21 protein-coding genes and 1 pseudogene are annotated in these 18,758 nt (G+C 71.2%); 8 read left to right on the top strand and 14 right to left on the bottom strand.

Annotated features, from left to right (window positions below):
- Positions 1-63: 63 nt before the first annotated feature.
- Positions 64-1,983: an ABC transporter ATP-binding protein gene (locus ACYVGQ_RS02215; RefSeq protein ID WP_460782871.1), complete on the top strand. Its 1,920-nt coding sequence runs from the start codon at positions 64-66 to the stop codon at positions 1,981-1,983.
- 6 nt (positions 1,984-1,989) lie between these two features.
- On the opposite strand, the gene ACYVGQ_RS02220 is transcribed toward ACYVGQ_RS02215, so the two are convergent.
- The 11 genes from ACYVGQ_RS02220 to ACYVGQ_RS02270 all read right to left on the bottom strand — a co-directional run bounded on the left by ACYVGQ_RS02220 (position 1,990) and on the right by ACYVGQ_RS02270 (position 10,763).
- A complete protein-coding gene (locus tag ACYVGQ_RS02220; protein ID WP_460782872.1) occupies positions 1,990-2,439 on the bottom strand; it encodes a hypothetical protein in 450 nt (149 codons plus the stop codon).
- Positions 2,440-2,700: 261 nt separating this feature from the next.
- Complete coding sequence (locus tag ACYVGQ_RS02225) at positions 2,701-4,038, bottom strand: glutamate-1-semialdehyde 2,1-aminomutase (RefSeq protein ID WP_460782873.1); 1,338 nt, start codon at positions 4,036-4,038, stop codon at positions 2,701-2,703.
- Positions 4,039-4,168: 130 nt separating this feature from the next.
- Positions 4,169-5,152 carry a porphobilinogen synthase gene (gene hemB, locus ACYVGQ_RS02230; RefSeq protein WP_460782875.1) on the bottom strand — a complete coding sequence of 328 codons (984 nt, stop codon included), beginning with the start codon at positions 5,150-5,152 and terminating at the stop codon, positions 4,169-4,171.
- Positions 5,149-5,943: a uroporphyrinogen-III synthase gene (locus tag ACYVGQ_RS02235; RefSeq protein WP_460782876.1), complete on the bottom strand. Its 795-nt coding sequence runs from the start codon at positions 5,941-5,943 to the stop codon at positions 5,149-5,151. Before ACYVGQ_RS02235 ends, hemB begins: the two co-directional genes overlap by 4 nt.
- The gene (hemC, locus tag ACYVGQ_RS02240; protein ID WP_460782877.1) at positions 5,943-6,938 is read right to left on the bottom strand and encodes a hydroxymethylbilane synthase; all 996 of its coding nucleotides are present in this window, start codon (positions 6,936-6,938) and stop codon (positions 5,943-5,945) included. The genes ACYVGQ_RS02235 and hemC overlap by 1 nt, the downstream gene beginning before the upstream one ends.
- A 6-nt stretch (positions 6,939-6,944) precedes the next feature.
- Positions 6,945-7,622: a hydrogen peroxide-dependent heme synthase gene (hemQ, locus tag ACYVGQ_RS02245; protein ID WP_460782878.1), complete on the bottom strand. Its 678-nt coding sequence runs from the start codon at positions 7,620-7,622 to the stop codon at positions 6,945-6,947.
- A gap of 94 nt (positions 7,623-7,716) precedes the next feature.
- The gene (locus ACYVGQ_RS02250) at positions 7,717-7,989 is read right to left on the bottom strand and encodes a hypothetical protein (RefSeq protein ID WP_460782879.1); all 273 of its coding nucleotides are present in this window, start codon (positions 7,987-7,989) and stop codon (positions 7,717-7,719) included.
- Positions 7,976-8,383, bottom strand: a complete 408-nt coding sequence (locus ACYVGQ_RS02255) for a phage holin family protein (protein WP_460782880.1) — start codon at positions 8,381-8,383, stop codon at positions 7,976-7,978. Before ACYVGQ_RS02255 ends, ACYVGQ_RS02250 begins: the two co-directional genes overlap by 14 nt.
- Position 8,384: 1 nt before the next feature.
- The gene (locus ACYVGQ_RS02260; RefSeq protein WP_460782881.1) at positions 8,385-8,774 is read right to left on the bottom strand and encodes a hypothetical protein; all 390 of its coding nucleotides are present in this window, start codon (positions 8,772-8,774) and stop codon (positions 8,385-8,387) included.
- A 184-nt stretch (positions 8,775-8,958) separates the two neighbouring features.
- Positions 8,959-10,431, bottom strand: a complete 1,473-nt coding sequence (gene hemG / locus ACYVGQ_RS02265) for a protoporphyrinogen oxidase (protein WP_460782882.1) — start codon at positions 10,429-10,431, stop codon at positions 8,959-8,961.
- Positions 10,428-10,763 carry a metalloregulator ArsR/SmtB family transcription factor gene (locus ACYVGQ_RS02270; protein ID WP_460782883.1) on the bottom strand — a complete coding sequence of 112 codons (336 nt, stop codon included), beginning with the start codon at positions 10,761-10,763 and terminating at the stop codon, positions 10,428-10,430. The genes hemG and ACYVGQ_RS02270 overlap by 4 nt, the downstream gene beginning before the upstream one ends.
- A 66-nt stretch (positions 10,764-10,829) precedes the next feature.
- On the opposite strand from ACYVGQ_RS02270, the gene ACYVGQ_RS02275 reads away from it, so the two are divergent.
- The gene (locus tag ACYVGQ_RS02275; RefSeq protein ID WP_460782884.1) at positions 10,830-11,732 is read left to right on the top strand and encodes an NAD(P)H-binding protein; all 903 of its coding nucleotides are present in this window, start codon (positions 10,830-10,832) and stop codon (positions 11,730-11,732) included.
- A 3-nt stretch (positions 11,733-11,735) separates the two neighbouring features.
- Here ACYVGQ_RS02275 and hemE read toward each other — a convergent pair whose 3' ends face one another.
- Positions 11,736-12,758 carry a uroporphyrinogen decarboxylase gene (gene hemE / locus ACYVGQ_RS02280; RefSeq protein WP_460782885.1) on the bottom strand — a complete coding sequence of 341 codons (1,023 nt, stop codon included), beginning with the start codon at positions 12,756-12,758 and terminating at the stop codon, positions 11,736-11,738.
- Positions 12,759-12,831: 73 nt separating this feature from the next.
- Between hemE and ACYVGQ_RS02285 the strand changes: the two genes are divergently transcribed.
- Positions 12,832-14,118, top strand: coding sequence for a glutamyl-tRNA reductase (locus tag ACYVGQ_RS02285; protein WP_460782887.1), 1,287 nt, complete (start codon positions 12,832-12,834; stop codon positions 14,116-14,118).
- 211 nt (positions 14,119-14,329) lie between these two features.
- Here ACYVGQ_RS02285 and ACYVGQ_RS02290 read toward each other — a convergent pair whose 3' ends face one another.
- Positions 14,330-15,196 (bottom strand): siderophore-interacting protein, encoded by an 867-nt coding sequence (locus ACYVGQ_RS02290; protein ID WP_460782888.1) that lies wholly within the window; start codon positions 15,194-15,196, stop codon positions 14,330-14,332.
- Positions 15,197-15,258: 62 nt separating this feature from the next.
- On the opposite strand from ACYVGQ_RS02290, the pseudogene ACYVGQ_RS02295 reads away from it, so the two are divergent.
- The 5 genes and pseudogenes from ACYVGQ_RS02295 to ACYVGQ_RS02315 all read left to right on the top strand — a co-directional run.
- Positions 15,259-15,351 (top strand): annotated as a pseudogene (locus ACYVGQ_RS02295) (HhH-GPD-type base excision DNA repair protein); the annotation flags it as partial.
- Between the two features lie 11 nt (positions 15,352-15,362).
- Positions 15,363-15,830, top strand: a complete 468-nt coding sequence (locus tag ACYVGQ_RS02300) for a DUF4265 domain-containing protein (protein ID WP_460782890.1) — start codon at positions 15,363-15,365, stop codon at positions 15,828-15,830.
- A 19-nt stretch (positions 15,831-15,849) separates the two neighbouring features.
- Positions 15,850-16,422, top strand: a complete 573-nt coding sequence (locus ACYVGQ_RS02305) for an HhH-GPD-type base excision DNA repair protein (protein WP_460782891.1) — start codon at positions 15,850-15,852, stop codon at positions 16,420-16,422.
- Positions 16,422-16,802 carry a VOC family protein gene (locus ACYVGQ_RS02310; protein WP_460782892.1) on the top strand — a complete coding sequence of 127 codons (381 nt, stop codon included), beginning with the start codon at positions 16,422-16,424 and terminating at the stop codon, positions 16,800-16,802. The genes ACYVGQ_RS02305 and ACYVGQ_RS02310 overlap by 1 nt, the downstream gene beginning before the upstream one ends.
- On the top strand, positions 16,799-17,224 hold the full coding sequence (locus ACYVGQ_RS02315; RefSeq protein ID WP_460782893.1) for a DUF1801 domain-containing protein: 426 nt from the start codon (positions 16,799-16,801) through the stop codon (positions 17,222-17,224). The genes ACYVGQ_RS02310 and ACYVGQ_RS02315 overlap by 4 nt, the downstream gene beginning before the upstream one ends.
- A 113-nt stretch (positions 17,225-17,337) precedes the next feature.
- Here ACYVGQ_RS02315 and ACYVGQ_RS02320 read toward each other — a convergent pair whose 3' ends face one another.
- Complete coding sequence (locus tag ACYVGQ_RS02320; protein WP_460782894.1) at positions 17,338-18,723, bottom strand: glycine--tRNA ligase; 1,386 nt, start codon at positions 18,721-18,723, stop codon at positions 17,338-17,340.
- Between the last annotated feature and the right edge of the window lie 35 nt (positions 18,724-18,758).

Raw genomic sequence — 18,758 nt, forward strand, 5'->3', positions numbered from 1 at the left:
ACGCGCGATTTCCTCCGTTTTCCGACAAGATAGAGAGAACCGCCGCCGTAAGAGAGGTCCCGGATGCCCGAAGGACAGGTGCTCGAGTTCGATCGAGTCACGAAGAGGTTCGGCGACGTCACCGCCGTCGCAGACTTCTCCGGACGCGTCGAGCCCGGCGTCGTCACGGGGTTCCTCGGCCCCAACGGAGCGGGCAAGACCACGACGCTGCGGATGCTGCTCGGAATGCTCAGGCCCTCATCCGGCTCGGCGACCATCGGCGGAGCGCACTACGCCGAGCTCAAGCACGCCGCCCGCGTCATCGGCGCGATGCCGGAGGACCCCGGCTTCCGCCCTCGTCGTTCGGTCGAACGGCATCTCATCACGACGGCGAAGGCGAACGGCATCCCGCTCGCCCGCGTCGGCGAGGTGATCCGCTTCGTCGGACTGGACTCCGAGGCCGAGTCGCGCATCGCCACCCTGTCGCTCGGCATGCGCCAGCGTCTGAGCGCCGCGACGGCCCTGCTCGGCGATCCCGGCGCGCTCGTGCTCGACGAGCCGGCCAACGGTCTGGACCCGGAGGGCATCCGCTGGATGAGGCTGCTGATCCGCGGCCTCGCCGACGAGGGTCGCACTGTGCTGGTCTCCTCGCACGTGCTGTCCGAGGTCGAGCAGGTCGCCGACGAGATCCTCGTCATCGCGCGGGGGCAGCGCAAGTTCGCCGGTTCTCTCGCGACCCTCGCCGATCCGACGGCCGGTCCCGTCGTCGTCGACGCGCTCGACCGCGATGCGCTCGAGGCGGCCCTCACCGCCGCCGGATTCGATTTCGAGGTGCTCCGCTCCGGACTCACCGTCCGCGGCAGCGATGCGGCGACGATCGGCTCGCTCGCCGCGAGCGCAGGAGTCGCGCTCACCACGCTCCAGCAGCGCGGTCCGACGCTCGAGGACGTCTTCCTCGATCTCGTCAACGACCGCCCTGTGCAGTTCCGCAGGCCCGACCCGGTTCCCGACGCGACCGTCGCGCTGCCTGTCGTGCCGGAGGCCGAGCCCTCCGCAGAGGAGCCGGCGACCGAGGAGGCGACGGAGGAGGACGCGCCGATCGCCGATGCGCCGATCGAGGCGACGGAGGAGGACGCGTCCCCCGCAGAGGAACCGGCCGAAGGCCCCGCAGAGGCGGCTGCCGAGGCGTCGGCGCCCCTGCGGACCTCTGTGATCGAGATCCCCTCGCTCGTCGAGGACGCCGCGGAGGATGCCGCGGACGAGACGTTCGTGGTCGACGAGATCCCTGCGGCGTTCGCGCCCGTGTCCGTCTCCGGTTCCACGTCCGTCGCAGCGGATGCGGAACCGCCCGCCGACGTCGTCGTCGAGGCCGCCACGGAAGAGGCCGCTGCTCCCGTCCACGACGGCGAGGCGGACCGGGCTCCCGGGGAGTCGCAGGGCGCGGCCCCCGCGGAGCGCTCGCTTCCCGGACTCGCCGGTCTCGCCGCGGCTGCGGCCGGGATCACGGCCCCCGCGTCCGCGGATGGATCCACGACCCCGCACGGGACGGCGGCGGACAGCGAGGAAGGCGACCTCGAGAATCCGATCGTCGAAGAGGAGACCTCCGAGCCCGTCGCCGAAGCCGGTCGGAGCGACGAGCCCGCCACCGGCGAGGGCGAGAGCCTCGCGGTGGACGCCCCCGCCGAGCAGGCCGTCCCCTCCTGGTCGCCCGTCCCCGACTGGATGCCGGCGGCGCGGCAGGCCGGCGAGGGGCCTTCCGATGAGAGCCCTTCGGCAGAGGATTCCTCCGAAGAGCCCTCGGCCGTCGAAGCATCCGACGACCAGGGGTCAGAGAGCGCTGAGCCGGTGACGGACGAGGAGTCGGCGGAGGCGCCGTCCGAAGACGAGTCGGGGATCGAGTCGTCGGAGGCATCCGACGAGAACCCGGCGGACGAGGCCGATGCGTTCTTCTCGACGTTCCAGGAGAACGGCGAGCAGGCCCGGCCGCACGGCGGGCAGGAGTGACCGGAGTCAGACCGGTCGCGGCCGGATCACCGGCCGAGAGGCGCCCTTCACCACAGGGGTCGGTGCGGTGGCGACGATCTCCGCGACATCGGCCGGCTCCTCGGAGACGTCCAGTCTCAGCGCCTGGGTGAGGGCGAGGCCGTGCCTGGTCGTGAAGATCAGTCGCTGGAAGGGTCCGTCGCCCTCGAGATCGATGACCACGCTCGGACGCCGACGGCGGATCAGGACGAAGTCCGTCGTCCCCGCCGCCTTCCAGGTCCCGGCGGCCAGCACGCCGGGGATGTGGGTCCCAGGGCCCGGCACGCCGCGCAGCCAGGTCCAGGCGTCGTCGGTGAGCTGCACCTTGGTGATGGCCTCGCGCGCGATCCGCAGGTTCTCGCGATGGAACGTCGCCGCACGCTCGATCGGCGACAGCACGACTTCGAGCTGCGTCTGATCCAGCAGCAACGTCACCATGCCACCAGTCTGCCAGCGTCGCCCTGCAAGATGCCTGCGACTTGTTCACAGGACGACAACGATCCGCTTGTGGGTTCCGTCCAGCTGCGGCGCTGTGCGCCTGTCCGCCTCCGCGCTCACGAGTCGCCGTCCGCGTTCGGGAGCAGGTGTCTCCCGCGGCCGCCTCCCCCTTCGAGAGGTGCCCCGGATCGCCGCCTCATCCGCCCGAAGACGACCACACGAGGCCCCCGCCGCGCGCGGGGGGGGGGCAGGGGCGAGGGCTCAGGACGAAAGTGAGAGCGGACGGGCGGATGCGGCCGCGGCCGCAGCGGACGGCAGCGCCTGCTCGATCGCGGCGAGCTCGGCGTCGCCGTGCGCCGCCGTGAGGAACCACGCCTCGAACACGCTCGGCGGAAGGGCGACGCCCTGCTCGCGCATGCTGTGGAAGAACGGCGCGTACCGGAAGGCCTCCTGCGCCTGCGCCTGCGCGTAGTCCTTCGGCGCGACGGGCGCGAACACGAGGCCGAAGAGGCTTCCCGCACGCGGCACGGCGTGCACGACCCCGGCATCGGTGAGCGCGGCCGCGAGCGCATCCGCCAGCCGGACCGCGGCGGCGTCCACGACGCGGTACACCTCCGGCGTCGCCAGCTGGAGCGTGCGGATGCCGGCGGCGACCGACAGCGGGTTCCCGGACAGGGTGCCCGCCTGATAGACGGGCCCGACCGGAGCAAGCTGATCCATGACCTCGGCACGTCCGCCGAGAGCGGCGAGCGGCATCCCGCCCCCGACGACCTTGCCGAATGTGATGATGTCGGGGAGATACCGCTCGCCGGCGGCCGCCTGCAGCCCCCAGTAGCCGGCGGGATGCACGCGGAATCCGGTCAGGACCTCGTCGAGGATGAGCAGCGCGCCATGCGCGTGCGCGGTGTCGGCGAGGAACGCGTTGAACCCGGGCTCGGGTGCGACGACCCCCATGTTGGCCGCCGCGGCCTCGACGATGATCGCGGCGATCCGGTCGCCGTGCTCGGCGAGCACGGCCTCGATCGCCGCACGGTCGTTGTAGGGGACGACGAGCGTCTGCGCGGCGATCGGTGCAGGCACCCCGGCGGAGCCGGGCAGGGCCAGCGTCGCGACGCCGGAGCCGGCGGCGGCCAGCAGCCCGTCGGAATGACCATGGTAGTGACCGGCGAACTTCACGAGCAGGTCGCGGCCCGTCACCCCGCGGGCGAGGCGGATGGCCGTCATCGTGGCCTCGGTGCCGGTGGAGACCAGGCGCACGCGCTCCACGGGCGCCAGCTCGCCCGCGCGCACGCGCTCGACGATGAGCTGCGCGAGCTCGACCTCTCCCGCGGTCGGCGCGCCGAAGGAGAGCCCCCGGGCGGCGGCCTCCTGGACGGCGGCGACGACCTCGGGGTGCGCGTGACCGAGCAGGGCGGGCCCCCAGGAGGCCACCAGATCCAGATAGGCGCCGCCCGCGGCATCCGTCACCGTCGCGCCCTGCGCGGAGGCGAGGAAGCGCGGCGTCCCGCCGACGGAGCCGTAGGCGCGCACGGGGGAGTTCACCCCGCCGGGGGTCACCGCTCGCGCGGCGTCGAAGAGCTCGTCGTTGCGGTCGGTCATGATGATGCCTTTCGTCCCTGTCCCGGTCTGCTGACGTCGTTCCGATCCGCCGGCTCTCCGACCGGATCCGCCCGCTGATCGGGACGGGACCGGCGGATCGGATCAGCCGATCCAGGCACCGGCCGTCCGGTCAGCGTCCGCCGTCCAGCCATCCGGCGGCCTCGGTCGCCCAGTAGGTCAGGACGGCGTCGGCACCGGCGCGGCGGATCGAGAGAAGCGATTCCAGGACGGAGGCTCGACGGTCGATCCAGCCGTTCGCGGCGGCCGCCTCGATCATCGCGTATTCGCCGGAGATCTGATATGCCCAAATCGGAATATGCACGGAATCGCGCACCTCGCGGAGGACGTCGAGGAAGGACATCGCCGGCTTCACCATGACGATGTCCGCGCCCTCCGCCTCGTCGATGAGCGCCTCGCGCAGCCCTTCGCGACGATTGCCCGGATCGAGCTGATAGGTGCGGCGGTCTCCCCTGAGCTGCGAATCGACCGCTTCGCGGAACGGACCGTAGAACGCGCTCGCGTACTTCGCGGCGTATCCCAGGAGCAGGACGCCGGTGAACCCCTCCGCATCCAGAGCGCGCCGGATCGCCGCGACCTGGCCGTCCATCATGCCGCTGAGACCGAGCAGCTGCGATCCCGCGCGGGCCTGCGCCAGGGCCATAGCGGTGTAGCGCTCGAGCGTGGCGTCGTTGTCGACGGATCCGTCTGCGGCGAGCACGCCGCAGTGGCCGTGATCCGTGAACTCGTCCAGGCAGAGATCCGTCTGCACGACCAGGGCGTCGCCGACCTCGTCGGCGACAGCCGTCGTCGCGAGGTTCAGGATGCCGTTCTCATCGTCCGCCCCTGAGCCGATCGCATCCCGCACGGCTGGAACTCCGAACAGCATCACTCCGCCCACTCCGGCCTCCGCGGCTTCGACGGCGGCGCGACGGAGGGTGTCGAGCGAGTGCTGGACGACACCGGGCATCGATCCGATCGGCACGGCCTCGTCGATGCCCTCGCGGACGAACATCGGCAGCACGAGCTGGCGCGGTCGGACGTCCGTCTCGCGGACGAGATCGCGGACGGCCGCCGACTGCCGGAGCCGGCGAGGGCGGATGTCGGGAAAGCTCACGGTGCGAGCTCGTCCGCCGCATGCGGGAGTGTGTAGTGCGAGACGGCGTCGATGAGCGCCTCTACGGTCTGCTTGTCGGCGATCACCTGAATGGGAAGGCCCGCCTTGCGGGCGTCCGTCGCCGTGCGGGGGCCGATCGCGGCGAGGAGCGTCTCGTCGGGTATCTCGGGGAACTGCTCCCGCACCTGCTGCGCGACGGAGCCGCTCGTGATGAGGATCGCGTTGATGCGCCCGCTGTCGACGTCGCGGCGGATGCGCTCGGTCACCGGCACCCCGACCGTTCGGTAGGCGACGACGCTGTGCACGTCGTGCCCCGCCCCGGTGAGCAGCTTCGAGAGCACGGGCTTGGCGATCTCGCTGCGCAGCGCGAGGATGCGTCGCGCCTCCGGCTCGAGCGCGATCAGCTGCGCGGCCATGCCCTCGGCGGAGTTGTCCTCCTCAGGGACCAGGGCAACCTCGTAGCCGGCGGCCTGGAGAGCAGCCGCCGTCGTCTCGCCGACCGCCGCGATCCTCGTCTTCCTGGGCACGACGGCGCGGTGTGCGAACAGCACGTCCACGGTCGTGGCGCTGGTGATGGTCAGCCAGTCGAAGTAGCCGTCCGCGAGCCGCTCGAGAGCGGCGTCGAGAGTCGCCTGATCGTTCGTCGGGCCGAAGTTGATCAGGGGCGCGACGACGGGGACGGCGCCCTGTGCGCGCAGAGACGCGGCGACGCCGTCGCCCCAGGGGCCGCCGCGCGGTACGAGGACGCGCCAGCCGGCCAACGGCTTCTCATGCTTTTCGGGTGTGCTCATCAGGATGATTGCTCTCGGGAGACGAGTTCAGCCGCCCCTTGCTCGAGCAGCCGACGGGCGACAGACAACCCGAGCTGAAGTGCTGCGTGCTTCGGGTCCGCACCATCGGCAGCATCCGCTCCGTTGCCACTGCCGTTCACACGAATATACCCCCCGCTCAGGACTTCCGTGACGTCGGCTCCGATGCGAGCGCTCCCATCGGAGGCGTAGACGACCGCGCGCACGCGCGCTTCGCCGCCGGTCACGACGGCGTGCGCGGCCATCGGCGCCTGGCATCCGGCGTCCAGTCCCGCGAGGACGCCGCGCTCGATCGTGACGGCCAGGCGGGTCGGCTCGTCGTCGAGCTCGCCGAGGGCAGCGAGCAGCTCCGCCGGGGCGTCCGCGCGGGTCTCGACGGCGAGCGAGCCCTGACCCGGGGCGGTCGGCCACTCGGCGAGACCGAGCTCCTCGCGGCGCAGCTCGGTCTCGCTGCCCAGCCGGGAGAGCCCGGCGGCCGCGAGGATCACGGCGTCCAGCTCCCCCGAGGCGACGCGGGCGAGGCGCGAGTCGACGTTGCCCCGCAGATCGACGACCGACGCCTTCGGCGCGCGCCTGCGCACCTGGGCTATCCGACGGGGCGAGCCGGTGCCGATCGAGCTTCCGGACGGCAGCTCGTGGAGCAGCCGTCCATCGCGGGTGATCGCCACGTCGCGCGCATCCTCTCGCGCGGGTGTCGCGGCGATGACGAGCCCATCGGGGATCACCGTCGGCAGATCCTTGAGGGAATGGACGAGGATGTCGCACTCGCCGGCGAACAGCGCCTCGCGCAGGCGGGTGGCGAAGACGCCCTGGCCGCCGATCACGGAGAGGGATGCGCGGTTCGTGTCGCCCTCGGAGACGATCGGCACCAGCTCGACGCGGCGTCCGGAGATCTTCTCCAGCGCGGCGGCGACCTGACCGGACTGCGCCTGCGCGAGGGCGCTGCGGCGGGTGCCGAGGCGGATGGGGGTGCTCATGCCGGCCTACTGCAGGACGTCCGCGATCTCATCGAAGCGCAGACGGCGCCCCGTGTAGAAGGGCACCTCCTCCTTCACATAGCGACGGGCCTCGGTGTAGCGGAGGTCGCGCATCAGGTCGACGAGGTCGGTGAGCTCGTCCGCCTCGAGCGGCAGGATCCACTCGTAGTCGCCCAGGGCGAAGGCGGCGACGGTGTTCGCGATGACGCCCGTGAACGCGGCGCCCTTGCGGCCGTGATCCGCCAGCATCGCGCGGCGATCCTCCTCCGGGGCGAGGTACCACTCCGGGGTCCGGACGAACGGGTACAGGCACAGCCAGTCCTTCGCGTCGACGCCGCGCAGGAATCCCGGAACATGGGAGCGGTTGAACTCGGCATCCCGATGCACGCCCAGCACGTTCCAGACCGGGAGCAGGGTGCGAAGCAGCTCGGTGCGACGCAGGCGCCGCAGGGCCTTCTGCAGCTCCTCCGCGGTGTCGCCGTGCAGCCAGACCATGAGGTCTGCGTCCGCCTTCAGGCCCGAGACGTCGTAGAAGCCGCGGATCGTGACGCCGGAATCCTCGACGTAGCCGGCGATCGTCTCGAGCTCGGTGGAATCGCTCTCGACGACCGGAGCATCCGGGTTGCGTCGCCACACCGCCCAGAGGGTGTAGCCGGAAGGGTTCTCTGCGCTCGTGTCGGACATGCCCCCAGTCTGCCCCTTTCCGCGAGCCGCCGCGAATGCGTGACGGCCGAGGGGCCGGCCGCCGAGCAGGGGGTCTCCCGGCCCGGAAGCGGGATCAGCGCGAGGCGGCGCGGGCGATGACCCACACGAGGGAGCCGGCGACCGCCGCCGCGCCCACGACGATCGCGATCGCGCCGACGGGATTGCGGTCCGCGTAACGGCGCACCTTCTTCGCCGCGCGGTCTGACGCTCTCCCGATTCTGCGGGGCAGGTTCCCCTTGACCTCGATCGCGAGGAGCGCGGCCTTCAGCTCCGCGCGGGCGGATTGCACCGGATCGCTGATCCCCGCGGGGACCGCGGTCCTGGGCAGCTGGTCAGAGTTCGTCATCGGCGTCTTCCTTCCCGAGGCGGAGGTCCTTCGCGACGGCCTGTCCCGGATTCTCCCGGCGCATCACGGTGCGGAACTTCAGGATGCCGAGCAGCGCGAACGCCAGGACGGCGAGCAGCAGGATGCCGATCACGGCCAGCGCCGAGAGCCACACCGGCCACCAGGACGAGAGTCCTGCGACGGCGAAGACGAGGATCATCGGCACGAGCCAGAACAGGAAGAACAGCGCGACCAGGAACCAGACGCTCCCGATGCCGGCGTCCTTGGCGGTGCGCGACACCCAGGCCTTGGCGGCGTCGACCTCGGCCTTGACGAGGTTGGTGACGAGCTCCGGCAGATCGCCGATGAGCGTCAGCAGGCTGTCGTCCGCGCGGTCACGATATCCGCGAGCCATGTCACTTCCCGTTCTGTGCGGTCTTCTTCGCGGTGGACGTCTTCGCGGTCGCCTTCTTCTCGACGTCGTCCGCGGCCTCCTCGGCCGCATCGGCGACATCCTCGACGGCCTCCTTGCCCGCGGCGATGGTGGCGTCGAGCTTCTCGCCGGGAGTTCCGCCGCTCGTGGCGGACTTCGCGACCTTCACCACGCCCGTCCAGACGGCGCCGGGAATCGCAGCGGCCTTGTCCCCGACGAAGCCCTTCACCTTGGCGACCTGCTCCTGCACGGGATCGAGGTTCCAGACCTTCAGCCACTGCGTCTTGATCTGCTCGTAGCGCTCGCGCCCGGCTCGCGTGCCGAGAACGTACCCCACGCCGAGTCCGACGACGAGTCCGATCTTCCCCTTCATGGGGTCTCCTCACCTTGTTCCGGTCGAGCCGCAGGCTTCGATCCCCGTCGGCCAGGTTCCCAGCGTAGCCCCATATTCCGATTTCGGCATCTAAACCTCAGGGGGTTGACAGGAACGCGGGGACCAGTCTGGCAGACGGGTGTTTCCGGACGATTTCAGATCGGAGGAGCATCTCGGCGACGGCTCAGGCCCAGAGGAGCTCGTGCCGCAGCCGATCCGCCTCGGCGGCTGCATCGGGCACGACCTGGGCGAGCCCCGTGCCGGCCAGCCAGGCTCCGACCACGGCGAGACCGGGCACAGTGCGCGCGGCGGCGCGCGCACGGACACGTCGCTCGGCCGCGCCGATCAGGGACGCCGGCTGCGACTGCGCGAAGCGAGCACGGTGCGCGCCGAGCAGCTGCGCGGGCGCCAGGGGGATGCCCAGCAGCGCGGACGCCTCGGCGAGCGCGAGCCGCGCTGCGGCCTCGTCGTCGAGGGACGCCGTCGCCGGCTCCTCGTCCTGAGCGCCGAAGGAGACGCGCACCACGTGCCGCCCTCCGGCGGATTCGCGCAGCCACGACCACTTGGCCGTGGCGTGGGTCAGAGCTTTGGCCGTGTGGCTGTGCGGAACGGTGAGCACGCCGGTCCCCCGCGGCGCCGCGTCGAGCTCCGGCGCATCCAGGAGCAGGGTGACGATCTCGATGCGCGGCGAGGCGCCCGCAGAGCCGAGATCCGGGAGGCGTCCGGCGAGCAGCGCGCGCGCCGCATCCTCCGTGGTCGCGACGATCACGGCATCGGCCGACACGCTCTCCGCCTCCTCTCCGTCACGTTCCATCTGGTCCGGATCGAGGACGGCGGACCAGCGCCCATCCGCGTCGTCGAGCGCCTGCACCCGAGCGCCCGTGCGCACGACGCCGCCGAGCTTCTCCAGGTCGGCGGCGAGGGCCTCGACGAGCGTGCTCATGCCGCCGGCGAGTCCCTCGACGGCCGAGCCGGGCGCCTTGCCCGCCCTGGCGGACGCCTGCTCGCCGAGGAGCGCTTGGACCGCTCCGCTCAGCGACCCGACGCGGGTGAGCGCCGCGCTGAGCCCCGGAGCGGCGATCTCGACGTCCACGTCGTCGGGATGCGCCGAGTAGACCCCCGAGGTGACGGGGGCGACGAGCCGCTCGAGCACGCGCGTCCCCATCCGCGAGGCGACCAGGCGTCCGAGGCTCTGCTCGTGCCCGATCGTCAGCGGCGGGCGCAGCCGGTCCAGATAGGCGCGCCAGGACCCGCGCCAGCCGATGATCCGGCGCACGCCGTCGTCGAAGGGGCTGCCCGGGATCCCGAGCAGCCCGCCCTTCGGAAGCGGGGCCGGCTGCTGGCCGGGGACTCCGGCGAGCCATGCGCCGCCCGCCGCGGGCGTCTGCACGCCGGCGCCGAGACCGAGCTCGTCCACGAGCGCGCGGACGTGGCCGCCGCGGGTGGCGTAGCTCTCGGCCCCGGCGTCCACGGTCACGCCGTCGATCTCCGCCGCCTGCAGCGCGCCGCCGAGGCGACCCTCCGCCTCCAGCACGGTGACCCGCATCCCGACCTTGGCGCACTCGCGCGCCGCGACGAGTCCTGCGACGCCGCCGCCGATCACGACCACGTGGAGTTCGGCTGCGCGATCGGCGAGCTCGGACGGGTGCTCTGTCATGCCTCCATCTTTTCAGGGCTTCGCGCTGGGCCGCGCCTGCGGATCTCGCGCAGCACGATCTGCTCGGGGCAGACCGTGGAGAGGAAGTCCCCGACGGACAGCGCCAGCCGCTCGCCGACCAGCGAGTAGAGGATGCGGTTCGCATCGCGGCGCTCGGTGACGAGCCCGGCCTGCCGGAGGACGCCGAGGTGGCGGGAGATGGTCGGACCGCTCGCCGAGAAGCGGGAGGCGATCTCGCCTGCCGCGAGCTCGCCGTCCTTGAGGTCCTGGAGGATCTGCCGGCGGGTCGGATGAGCCAACGCCGCGAAGATGTCGGATGCGCTGTCTGCCATATTTGCAATATAGCACCCTTGCTAGATACTATTTCGCCAGATAGCTCACAAGCGAAGGAGCGGAAGATGAGAGTCGCCATCACCGGAGGCACGGGGTTCGTCGGGCGGCACCTGGCCGAGCGGCTGGACGACGCCATGCCGGTGTCTCGCCGCAGCGGCGTCGACCTCGACGACGTGGACGCGCTCATCGCGGCCTTCGCCGGCTGCGACGCCGTCGCCCACTGCGCCGGCATCAATCGCGAGATCGGCGAGCAGACCTTCCAGCGCGTGCACGTCGAGGGGACGAGGAACGTCGTCGAGGCGGCCAGGCGTGCAGGGGTGAAGCGCATCGTCATGGTGAGCTTCCTCCGCGCGAGGCCCGACTGCGGCTCGGGCTACCACGAGTCGAAATGGCAGGCCGAGGAGATCGTCCGGGCGTCGGGGCTGGAGCACACCGTCCTGAAGTCGGGGATGATCTACGGGGCCGGAGACCACATGGTCGACCACGTGACAAAGGCGGTGCGCACCCTGCCCGTCTTCGGTACCGTCGGGTTCCGCGAGCGCACGGCCAGGCCCGTACCTGTCGAGGACGCCGTCGACGTGCTCGTCGCCGCCCTCGAGGGGCGCATCCCCGACCCGACGATCGCCGTCATGGGCGTCGACGAGATCACCCTCGGCGAGGCGATCCGGCGCATCGCCCGGGTCGCCGGCCGCCGCCCCGCCTTCCTCCCGCTGCCGGTCTGGGCGATCAAGGCGCTCGGCCACATCACGGAATGGACGATGGTCGTGCCGCTGGTCGCCAAGGCGCAGGCCCGGATGCTCGCGGAGGGCGTCAGCGAGCCGCTCCCTCCGGCACCGGAGGCGCCGGAGGGCATCCGGCCGGCGAGGCCGTTCACCGACGAGCGCATCCGCGCCGCGCTGCCCGCAGGACGCTTCGGGCCCGACGACCTGCGGATCGTGCGCTGGTGGCGCAGGCGCCGGGCGTCCTGAGCGTCAGCCGGCGTGGGCCAGCTCGACGATGCGGGTGAGCTGGTCCGGATCCGTCTCCGGCGGGACGCCGTGGCCGAGGTTGAGGATGTGCGCGCGGGCGGCGCGCCCCCTCGCCAGGACGTCTCGTACGTGCGCCTCGAGCACCGCCCACGGTGCGCTCAGGAGCGCAGGGTCGATGTTGCCCTGGACCGTGACATCCGGGCCGAGGACGCTCGCTGCCTCGTCGAGCGGCTGCCGCCAGTCGACGCCCACGGCCGAAGCCGCTCCGTCCAGCCGCATGTCGGACAGGAACGGCCCCGTGCCCACGCCGAAGTGGATGACGGGGACGCCGAGATCCGCCACCGCCGCGCGGGAGTGCCGAGCGACGAAGGCCCGATAGTCGGCGGGGCTCAGTGACCCGGCCCAGGAGTCGAACAGCTGGACGGTCGCCGCGCCCGCGTCGCGCTGCGCCTCGAGGAAGCGGCGGGAGATCCGGGAGAGCCAGTCCGCGAGGCGGTTCCACGCGGCGGGGTCCGTGTGCATGAGGGCGCGGGCGCGGAGGTGCTCCTTCGAAGGGCCGCCCTCGACGAGGTACGCGGCGAGCGTGAAGGGCGCACCGGCGAAGCCGATCAGCGGGGTGTCGCCGAGCTCGGCGGTGACGATCCGCACGGCCTCCGCGATCGCGGTCGTGTCGAGGTCCTGCGGATCGATGGCCGTGACACGATCGACGTCCTGCGCGGTGCGGACGGGCTCGGCGAACACCGGCCCCCGCCCCGGCTCGATGACGACGTCCACACCCGCGAGCCGCAGTGGGATCACGATGTCGCTGAAGAAGACGGCGGCATCGACCCCATGCCTGCGCACCGGCTGCAGGGTGATCTCGGCGGCGAGGTCCGGAGTGAGGCAGGCATCCAGCATCCGGGTGCCGACGCGCAGCTCCCGGTACTCGGGCAGGGAGCGTCCCGCCTGGCGCATGAACCAGACGGGAGCCTGCTCTGGTCGGTCTCCGGCGAGCGCGCGCAGCAGAGGTGCGGTGGGGGAAGGCATGCGCTCATCCTGCCATCCGGATGCTCTGGGGACGCTGGGACGACCACCTTTCGACACGGCGTAGAATGAACGGGTGCTGCTGTGTGTGACGGCGAGTCACAAGACCGCCTCTTTCGACATGCTCGAACGTCTGAGCCGCACGCCCGATGAGATCGCGCCGAATCTTCTGCGCCTCGCGCCGTGCGTGCAGGGTGCCGTCGTCCTCTCGACGTGCAACCGCTTCGAGGCGTACGTCGAGATCGATGAGCCCGTGACCGCCGCCGGGGCCGTGGGCGTCGAGGCCGTGCTGGAGGCCATCGAGCAGTCGGCCGGCATCCCGGCGTCCGAGCTCGAAGGGTCCTACGCGGTGCACTCCGGTCGTCGCGTCCCCGAGCACCTGTTCGCCGTGGCGTCCGGGCTCGAGTCCGTCGTCCCCGGCGAGGGAGAGATCGCCGGTCAGGTCCGTCGCGCGCTGAAGAACGCTCGCAAGGAGGGCACGACCTCCCCCGAGCTCGAGCGCCTGTTCCAGCGCGCCAGCCAGGCGCAGCGCAAGGTCAAGAACGTCACCGCCCTCGGACGCGCAGGACGCTCGCTCGTCCGTCTCGCACTGGAGCTCGCCGACAGCCGCATCGCGGACTGGTCGGCCGAGCGCGTGCTGCTCGTCGGCACCGGCGCCTACGCGGCCGTCACCCTCGCAACCCTCCGCGAGCGCGGCGCCACCGACATCTCCGTGCACTCCCCGTCCGGCAGGGCCGCGCAGTTCGCGAAGAAGCACGGCATCACCGCGATCGACGCGGACGACTACGCCCGCGTCGCGTCGCGCTCGAGCCTGCTCATCACCTGCACCAGCGCGGCAGAGCCCGTTCTCGGACCCGCTCAGCTGCAGGCGCCCACCGGTCCCGCACCGATCGGCTGCCCGGCAGGGCCCCATTCGCAGCTCGTGATCGACCTGGGGATGCCGCGAAACGTCGACCCCGAGGTCGCCCGCCTCGAGGGGGTCGCACTGCTCGACCTCGAGACGATCCGCCTGCACGCCCCGCTCGAGGAGCTGCAGGCCACAGATGCCGCCCGCAGCGTCGTCCGGGAGGCGGCGGACACCTTCCACGTCGTCGGGCGCCGGCAGAGCGTCGCCCCGTCGGTCGTGGCCATGCGCTCGCACGTCTTCGGCCTGATGGAGGCGGAGATCGACCGTGCCCGCGCCCGCGGTGATGAGGACGGCCGCGTCGAGCAGGCGCTGCGGCACCTTGCCGGCGTCCTGCTGCACGCGCCCACCACCCGTGCGCACCAGCTGGCCGACGAGGGCAGAGCTGCCGAGTTCGCCGGCGCCCTGGAGACCCTCTACGGCATCCCGGCGCCCGCATCCGACGCCGCGACGGCCTGACCGGCTGCCGGTCGTCACGGCCGTCGTCCGGTCGTCACGGCGGCTGTTCGGTCGTCGCGGCGGCTGTTCTGCAGGAGCACCGTGCCGTTCTGCAGGATCCTCAGTCAGGAGCGCCTGTCCTCTGTCCGGAACGACGGGGCTTGCAGCCGGCCTCTCCCGATCTCATCCTGCAGAACGGACAGCCCGTCCTGCAGAACGGACGCGAACCGCGTCAGTCCTCGAAGATCTGCCCCACCGGCTCGCGCTTCTCGGCCTGGAAGCGATCCTCCGTCCGGCCGAGCGCCCAGTAGGCCGACAGCGACAGCGCGCGGCGGTCGATGCCCCACTCACCGTGCAGGATGCCGCGCAGCGCCTTCATCGCACCGCGCTCGCCGTGCGCGAAGACGTCGACCTCCCCGCCCGGACAGGACAGCGCGCTGACCGCGTCCACGAGCGGCGCACCGTATCCGGCTCCGCCGCGATGCAGCCAGCGCAGCTCCACACCGGAGGGGACCGGCAGGGCGATCTCGTCGCCGCTGCCGCCCACCTCGATGATCACGAGCCCGCGGGCGGAGGCTTCCAGAGCGTCGACGGCCGCCGCGATCGCGGGGATCGCGGACTCGTCGCCGAGCAGCAGGTGGAAAGCGTCGCCTCCCGCCGGAGCGTACTGCCCGCCGGGCCCGGAGAGCGTGAGGAGGTCTCCGGGCACCGCGTTCGCGGCCCAGGGGCCGGCGATCCCCTCGTCGCCGTGCACGACGAAGTCGATCGCCAGCGTCTGCGCGGACTCGTCGATCGAGCGGATCGTATATGTGCGCATGACCGGCAGATCCTCGGGTCGGAGCGTCTCGCGCAGCGTCACCAGATCGTAGGGCTGCTCAAGCCCGAGCTCCGGTCTGGCGAACAGCAGCTTCGCGTAGGTGTCGGTCTTCTCCAGCCGCTCGGGGTCGGCGTTCGCGACCCACGAGTCGAAGGAGTCGCCGCCCAGGTGCACGCGCACGAGGTGCTCGGCGATCCGCTCCGTGCGGACGACCTCCAGTGCCTGGGGTGCCGGGCCCCGCCTGGCTGCGGGAGGCTGCGGAGGGACGCTCTGTGAAGTCATGTCCTCCATCCTGTCCGAGATCGGCCGACGCCGGAGCGCCTCGGCGATGCAGAATGGGAATCATGGCATTGCACATCACCGGTGAGACCGCCGCCGACGCGCTGCTCACGGACAATCCGCTCGCCCTCCTGGTCGGGATGCTCCTGGACCAGCAGAGGCGCTAACCATGGGGCTGACCAAGATCCGGTTCCGCCTCGAGGCGGATGAAGACGGCTGGCCGCCCGCAGAATCTGAAGGCATGTGGGCAGAACCACTGGGTGATGACCGCTTCCGTGTGGACAACACACCCTGGTTCGTGCGAGGCACCTCAGCCGACGACATCGTCAAAGCTGTGCCCGACGCCAGCGGCGTGCTCTGGTACTCGGGGACCATCGCGCGCAGCGGACACCAGACGGTCAGAATCATCCCGCGCACCGACGGGCCTCTCAACGGCGACCAGCAACTCGTCATCGATGCATTCGCGCCGCTGGGCGTCACGGGCGAGGGTTTCAACAGGAACCTTCTCATCGTCGCTCTCGATATCGGTCCCGGCGCGAACTTGGCGATGGTGAAGAACCTGTGCGTCGATGGAGAGAACGACGGACGGTGGTTCTACGAAGAGGGCAGTGTAACGCCCGAGTGGCTTGCCATCTGACCGCGCGAGAGGAGACCCCATGCACATCACGATCACATCCGACCCCGAGGCAGACCGACTGCTGAGCGACAACCCGCTCGCCCTCCTCATCGGGATGCTCCTGGACCAGCAGGTCGCGATGGAGACCGCGTTCGCCGGCCCGCTGAAGATCCAGCAGCGAACGGGATCGGTGGATGCCGCCGCCATCGCCGGCTACGACCCCGATGCGCTGCTCGCCACCTTCCGCGAGACGCCGTCCGTGCACCGGTACCCGGGATCCATGGCCGCCCGTACGCAGGCCCTCTGCCAGGCGCTCGTGGACTCCTGGGGCGGCGACGCCGCGAGCCTGTGGACCGAAGGCGAGCCCTCGGGCGCCGAGGTGCTGAAGCGGCTCAAGGCGCTGCCGGGATTCGGCGAGCAGAAGGCCAGGATCTTCCTCGCGCTGCTGGGCAAGCAGTACGGCTTCACCGGCGATGGCTGGCGCGAGGCATCCGCTCCCTACGGCGAGGACGGCTCGTTCCGCAGCGTGGCCGACATCGTCTCGCCAGAGTCGCTCGCGAAGGTCCGCGAGCACAAGAAGACCGCCAAGGCCGCGGCGCGGGCGACGAGCTGATGCCCGCCTCGCTGCGGATCGAGCTGTTCCCGACCGATCTGGAGCGGGCGCTGACCTTCTACACCGCCGTCCTCGGCTTCGCGCTGGAGCAGGACGACCGCACACTGCCTGCGCCATACGCCGCCGTGCGTCGCGACGCCGTGCGCATCGGGATGCTCGCCTCCCCCGGAGCCGCCGGGGCGCGCGTCCCTCCGCTGGGCGTCGAGATCGTCATCGAGGTCGACGACATCACCGCGGAGCGCGACCGCGTGATCGCCGCGGGCGGCGTGCTGCAGGACGACCTGCAGCGGCGGCCGTGGGGTCTGACCGACTTCCGGATGCTCGATCCGGACGGACACTTCCTGCGCCTGACGGAGCGCGCGGATGCGGAGGCCGCATGAAGCCCACGGGAGGCAGCGTCGGTGCCTTCATCGCGGCCGTCACCCCCGAGCGTCGACGGCGGGATGCCGAGACGCTCACCGCTCTCATGCAGGAGGTCTCCGGCCGCGAGCCCGTGCTGTGGGGCACGATCATCGGCTTCGGCTCCTGCCATTACCGCTACCCCTCCGGCACCGAGGGCGATGCGGGCGTACTGGGCTTCGCACCCCGCAAGGCGGCGTCCACGATCTACCTCTTCGAGGGAGTGGACGCGCATGCGACGTCCCTTGAACGATTGGGCCCGCATACGACGGGGAAGGGATGCCTGTACATCACCGACCTCGAGAAGGTCGACCTGGACGCCCTCCGCGCCATCCTGGAGCGCTCCCTCGCCTGGGTCGAGTCCGGCGGCACCGAGCAGATGCGGCTGACCGTCACGGGCTGAGGCGGGCACGGCGTTCGCAAGGGGACAGGATGAGGAAGCCGGATCAGAACGATCTTCGAAGAGCGTCCTGATCTCCCCGCATCCCCTGGCCCTGTCCGCAGGCGCCGCGGTTCTCAGGCGCCGCGGAGGCGCTCCGCGAGATAGGCGTGCAGCTCGTCGAGCGCGATGCGCTCCTGCGCCATGGTGTCGCGGTCGCGCACCGTCACCGCGCGGTCGTCCAGCGAGTCGAAGTCGACCGTGACGCAGAACGGCGTCCCGATCTCGTCCTGGCGACGGTAGCGGCGCCCGATGGCGCCGGCATCGTCGAAGTCGATGGCCCAGCGCCCGCGCAGCCCGTCGGCGACCTCGCGAGCCAGCGGCGAAAGCCTCTCGTTGCGCGAGAGCGGCAGCACGGCCACCTTCACGGGAGCCAGGCGCGGGTCGAGCTTGAGCACCGTGCGGACGTCGGTGCCGCCCTTCGCGTTCGGCACCTCCTCCTCGCGGTAGGCGTCGACGAGGAAGGCCATCATCGAGCGCGTGAGGCCGAAGGACGGCTCGATCACGTAGGGCGTGTAGCGCTCGCCCGACGCCTGGTCGAAGTACGTCAGGCTCTGCCCGGATGCCGTCGTGTGGCTGGACAGGTCGTAGTCGGTGCGGTTGGCGATGCCCATGAGCTCGCCCCACTCCTTGCCGGGGAACCCGAAGCGGTACTCCACATCGATCGTGCCGGCAGAATAGTGCGCGCGGTCGCCCTCGGGGACGTCGAAGCGGCGCATGTTGTCGGCGTCGATGCCGAGGTCGATGAACCAGTCCCAGCAGTCCTCGACCCACTTCTCGAACCACTCCTGCGCCTCGGCGGGCGGCGTGAAGAACTCGATCTCCATCTGCTCGAACTCGCGCGTGCGGAAGATGAAGTTGCCCGGCGTGATCTCATTGCGGAAGGCCTTGCCGACCTGGCCGATGCCGAACGGCGGCTTCTTGCGGCTCGCGGTGAGGACGTTCGCGAAGTTCACGAAGATGCCCTGCGCGGTCTCCGGCCGCAGGAAGTACAGGCCGGACTCGTCGTCGACGACGCCGAGGTAGGTCTTGACGAGGCCCGAGAACGCCTTGGGCTCGGTGTACTGCCCCTTCGTGCCGCAGTTCGGGCAGGGCACGTCGGCCAGCCCGTTCTCGGCCTTGCGGCCCTTGCGCGCCTCGAAGTCCTCGATGAGGTTGTCGGCGCGGAAGCGCTTGTGACAGCTCAGGCACTCGACCAGGGGGTCGGTGAACGTCTCGACGTGGCCAGACGCCTCCCAGACGCGCTTGGGGAGGATGATGCTGGAGTCCAGGCCCACCATGTCGCCGCGACCGCGGACGAAGGTCTGCCACCACTGGCGGCGGATGTTCTCCTTCAGCTCGGTGCCGAGGGGTCCGTAGTCCCAGGCGGACCGGGAACCGCCGTAGATCTCACCCGCCTGGAAGACGAACCCGCGATGGCGGGCGAGGGCGATGACCTTGTCGAGGCGGGACTGCTCGGCCACGGTGGCTCCAATGGTCGCAAAAAGGGTGAATACGG

This window comes from Microbacterium tumbae, from assembly GCF_054780175.1.